This is a genomic window from Mycobacterium sp. UM_11, assembly GCF_001414075.1.
Lineage (GTDB): Bacteria > Actinomycetota > Actinomycetes > Mycobacteriales > Mycobacteriaceae > Mycobacterium.
This window is the reverse complement of sequence record NZ_LATC01000179.1, coordinates 1-4,825: the sequence shown is the minus strand read 5'-3', so window position 1 is coordinate 4,825 and position 4,825 is coordinate 1. Positions and strand designations below refer to the sequence as shown.

General features: G+C 67.1%; 4 protein-coding genes and 1 pseudogene. 4 read left to right on the top strand and 1 reads right to left on the bottom strand.

Going from position 1 to position 4,825, the window contains the following annotated elements:
• The 4 genes and pseudogenes from WU80_RS24125 to WU80_RS24110 form a co-directional block, all read left to right on the top strand.
• Positions 1-294 (top strand): annotated as a pseudogene (locus WU80_RS24125) (TetR/AcrR family transcriptional regulator); the annotation flags it as partial.
• Positions 295-419: 125 nt separating this feature from the next.
• Entirely contained in the window at positions 420-1,130 is a 711-nt protein-coding gene (locus tag WU80_RS24120) for a TetR/AcrR family transcriptional regulator (protein WP_055405606.1), read from the top strand.
• Positions 1,131-1,229: 99 nt separating this feature from the next.
• Entirely contained in the window at positions 1,230-3,227 is a 1,998-nt protein-coding gene (locus WU80_RS24115; protein ID WP_055405607.1) for a hypothetical protein, read from the top strand.
• A gap of 13 nt (positions 3,228-3,240) precedes the next feature.
• Complete coding sequence (locus WU80_RS24110) at positions 3,241-4,257, top strand: polysaccharide deacetylase family protein (RefSeq protein ID WP_055405608.1); 1,017 nt, start codon at positions 3,241-3,243, stop codon at positions 4,255-4,257.
• On the opposite strand, the gene WU80_RS24105 is transcribed toward WU80_RS24110, so the two are convergent.
• Entirely contained in the window at positions 4,254-4,616 is a 363-nt protein-coding gene (locus WU80_RS24105; protein ID WP_055405609.1) for a PAS domain S-box protein, read from the bottom strand. The genes WU80_RS24110 and WU80_RS24105 overlap by 4 nt on opposite strands.
• Positions 4,617-4,825 lie beyond the last annotated feature (209 nt).

Genomic DNA, 4,825 nt, shown 5'->3' with positions numbered 1-4,825 from the left:
GGAGATGTGTATAAGAGACAGGAAGTCGTTCGGCAGGCCATCACCGAGGGGGACATCGCCGAACGCTGCGATCCCGACGACGTGGGACGCATGATGGTCTCCCTGCACATGGGGCTGCGGAAAACGAGCAATCTGGACGAACCGGAACGATTCCTGCTCGACCTGGAGAACTGCTGGATGCTGCTTCTGGTCGGGATTCTGCAACCGGACCGCACCGACTACTTCCGTCAATTCCTAAGGCGGCGTGCGGCCCTCGCCGTCAACTCCACTTCGACGGACGAAGACTCGGCGTAACACCCGCGCGGCGGTTGGTCAGACCGCCCGCTCGTCGCGGTTGCGGCTGCTAACCTTGGGCAACTTGCGGTCGTGGAATTAGACGACTCCGCGCATCCGACGCGAACTCCGGAGGTGCAGGAATAGTGCCGCGACAGGTCCGATCCGAAGCCACTCGGCGCAAGATTCTCGACGCCGCCATCGAGGTGTTCGGGGAAGTCGGGTATGCCGCCGCCGGGTGGGGCGCGATCATCGAGCGGACCGGAATGACCAAGGGCGCCCTCTATCACCACTTCGATTCCAAGGAATCTTTGGCGTCGGACATCTTGAAGGAGGGCTCCGAAACCCTTCTGACCGCATTCGGGAACGTGTGCGGGTCGTCGTCGCCGGGGCTGGAAAACCTGCTGCACGGCGCCTTCACCATCGTCGAAGTGCTGAATAACGACAAAATGGTTCGCACGGCCGAGCAATTGGCCTCTGCCTTAAGCGGATTGAACGAGGCCGCCGCGAGCTTCTACGGGGACCTGGCGGTGAAGATCGCCGACGAGGCGAGGCGAGCGATCAGGGAGGGCGACCTGCGCAAGGACGTGGACCCCGAAGTGCTCTCCGAGTTTCTGGTGGGCGCCATGTTCGGAACGCGGTTGGTATTCAAGGCGATAGCACGCCGCGATCCGAAGCGGATCACCGCCGGCGGGGTCGCCGAGCGACTGCGTCAAATATTGGAGCTTCTGCTGCCCGGCACCGTGACGGAAGCCTCGCTGCCTTACTTCCAGCAATTCCTGGGACGCGAAGTGATGCGCCACGCCCCGTTCATTTCCGCCCGCCCCGACGCCGCGACCGAACCCCTTATCGGGTAAGCCCGCGCGCCCAGGCGAAGTCGGGCCGGATGTGCCGCATCCTTTTTCGCCGTCGAAGGGGCGGTGATTTAAGTAAGTGGGGCTGCGGCGCTTTCGACAATGCATACTGTTCCGGTGATGTACCCGAGACGTCTGGGCAAAGTGGTTGCGCTGGCCGCTGTGGCCGGGTTTTTGGTGATGAGCGCCCCGGCGTCGTGGGCCGCGCCCGGCGACCCGGTTACGACGGCGGACTCGCCGACCCTGTCGCTGACCGACATCGGGTCGGCCCCCACCCTGGAGTTCTGGGGGCTGACGAGCAGCCAACAGCTGACCGTGCCGGTGCTGCACGGGCTCACGCCCGCGGCGCTGAACGCCACCGTCGAACTGCCGGTCAACCTGCGGTCCGGCCAGCTCACGGTGACCCAGGGCGAGCGCACCCTCGCCCGATTGACTCTGCCCACCGCCGATCAGACGCCGATCGTCATTCCGCTGGCCGGGGCGGAAGTCAACGACAAGTGGATGACCGTGACGTTGCGGTCCTACCTGGTGCCGTTGGATGGATTCTGCCTGTACCCGGAGAGCCCGCTGCGTCTGGCGAACGGGTCGATCACCTACACCGGGGTCGAACTGCCGCCGACCACGGTGGCGCATTTCCTGCCGCCCGTGCTGCGCAAGCTTTCCATCTTTCTGCCGCAATCGCCGTCGGCGAACGAGTCCGACACGGCGATCCAACTGGCCGCGTCCGTGGCCTCGCGCTATGGCAGGCAGACGCCCGAGATAATCGTGACCCCGCTGGCCGAGGGACAGGCGGCGCCCCCGACGCCCCCGCAATCGCTCGAGCGCCAGATCGTCGTCAAAGAGGGCCCCGACAACGGGCTTTCCCTGCAGGGCGCCGCCGGCGTGCCGTGGTTGCTGATGTCGGGACCCCTTGGGCAGTCCGACGAATCGAACACCGCCGTGCTGTTCAACGACGTGTCGCAGCTGGCCCTGTCCTCCAAGACGGCGGCGGAACAACTCAAGCCCAGCCTGCAGCAGCTGGGCGGCAGCGTCACGTTGCGCGAATTGGGCCAGCCGGTCGTCAACGCGACATCCCTGCAGCCGCGGGTGTCGATCGGACTGGACCAGACCCGGTTCGGCAGATCGATACACGACGTGCGCGTGCATCTGCAGGGCTCCTACACCCCGACGCCCGGCAACATCGGCGGACAGATCGCCGTGACGATCGGCCCGGAGACCATCGACCACTGGCCGACCGACGGCCACGGCACCATCGACCGCTGGGTCGACGTGCCGGACCGGCTGCTGCAGCGCTACACCAGCCTCGACATGGTTCTCGACGTCGCCGCAAACATCGGACACTGCGGCGACTTCTACACCGCGGGCGCCGGAAACCAGCTCCTCAATCTGAACATCAACGGCGACAGCATCATTGCGAGCAATCCGGCCGCACCGCCGGTGCCGGACGGCTTCCAGTCGATGCCGCAGTCGCTGATGCCCCGGGTGCAGGTGGGGATCGAGCCCCACTCGCTGATCGACACGGTGCGCGCGATCAACCTGGTGGTGGGACTGCAGCGGATAAGCTCCGTGCCGATCTACACCACGGTCACGACCGCGCAACAGGCGATCGACTCGTCTGACCCCGCCATCGTGATCGCCGCCGACGGGTGGAATCACTCCAACGTCGCGCTTCCGGTTTCCGCGGGGCCCAGCGGCCCGATCACCGTCAACGCCATCGAATCCGACGGCAAGCCCGCCAAGCTCACGCTGGATCCCGGTCTCCGGTTCGCTTCTCTCCAAACGGTTTTCAACAAGGGCCGGTCACTGCTGGTCGCCACCTCCAACGGGGCGCCGGGGCAGCTCGACGAGCTGCTGCGCTGGCTCAACGCCGATAACAAGCGCTGGCAACGGCTCAAGGGCGTTGCGGTGGTGTCCGCACCGGGCGGGCAGGACCCGGTGAGCGTCGAACGGTCGCCCGCGGCCGCTCCGACCCCCGGGGCGCAGAGCCACTCGGACCTCGGCTGGCTATGGTGGTTCGGCGCGGGTTGGGTCGCCGTGGCGATCGTCGGAGCGGCGGTGATCGTGTGGCGCACCAGACGCGAATCATGGCGGCGCCGTTAGCGTTTGACGCCTGATGGCGCTCGTCAAGAACGTCGTGGCCGCTCTGCTGTGCGCCGCCGGCGTGCCGGCGCTGGCCCGGCGGCGACACCGCGACGCGCTCGCCATCGTGATGTTTCACGGGGTGGAGGACGAACCGCCGTCGCCGCCCTGCGGGCACGTGCTCGGTGCGGCGCGCTACCGCCGTCAGTTGGCTTATCTGCGTAGGCATTTCAACGTCCTCCCGCTGCGGGAGGCCCTCGATCGGCTTGCCGAGGGGACGCTGCCGCCCCGCGCGGTGGCGATCACCTTCGACGACGGCACCCGCAACCTGGCCACGCATGCCGTTCCGGTGCTGCGCGAGCTGCGGCTGCCTGCGGCGGTGTTCCTGGCGACCGGCCCGCTGGACGGCGGCGAAATCCTTTGGCCGGACCGGCTTTGGCTCGCGATCGCCCGCACCGCCGCGCACGAGGTCGACCTGGCCGCGTTGGGGCTGGGCGTTCGCTCGCTCGCCGGGGTGACCAACCGCGGCAAGGCCTACGCCGCCGCGGTTGCGGCGTGCAAGGACCTGGCCGACGCGGACCGGATCAGGGCGCTGGACGAGATTTTCGCCGCGCTTGGCCACCGCGACGACGGCGACGGTGGTCCGTTTCGGATGCTCTCGTGGGACGAAGCGCGCGGGCTGGCCGGCGACGGTCTGGTGACACTGCACCCGCATTCGGTGACCCACCCGATCCTCGCCCGCTGCGACGACGACAAGGTCGAACGGGAGATCGCGGATTCCTGCGCGGCACTCGAGCGCGAAACCGGCCAGCGCGTCACGGTTTTCGCCTACCCCAACGGGCGGCCGCGGGATTTCGACGCCCGCGCCAAGGACGCACTGCGCGCCCGCGGCATCCGGTGGGCGCTAGCCGCCACGGCGGGCTTCGCCGACCGTCGTTGCGACCCGCTGGCGTTGCCGCGCCTCGCGGTGTCCAGCGGTTCGTCTTTCGGCCATTTCCGGCTGATGGTTTCCGGCGGCCTACCGCGCCGCTCCGGCGGACGCCGGGGCTAGCGGTCGTCCTGCCACAACTGCTCGGTCAGATCCTGGAAAGCCGCGAGGACGAATTGATCGTCGGCCCGCATCGCCGCCGACTTGCTCATCAGGGCCCGCACCACCGAACCGTCCTTGTGCGCCAGCTCGACGACCATGTTCGCCAGGGAATGAACGACCGATAACAACGACTCCGACTCCGGCGCCTGATGGAAGATCTGGTGGAACCGGAGCGACAAGACCTCTTCCGGCTCGTAGCCCATCATCTCGGCGAACGCGGCGTTGGAAAACAGGATGGCGCCGTCGTTCTCGATGGCCAGCACGGGGATCGGAATCCGCTCGAGCACAACCAACGCCGGCAGCTGCTTCAAGGTAGTCATCGGCGAATCCTCGTGATGCCGATTGCGTCGTCGCTCCACCGGCCGATTATGGCGCATAACATAGGCTATACACGAGGTCTTGGCGCAGATGCGCTCGCAGGATGTCGCCGCGCGTTCGGTTTTCGGCGATTACCCGGACCCCGCACCGGCGTTCGGGAATCCCGCCGTCGACGCGGTGGCGCCGCAGAATCCCTGTCTCTTATACACAT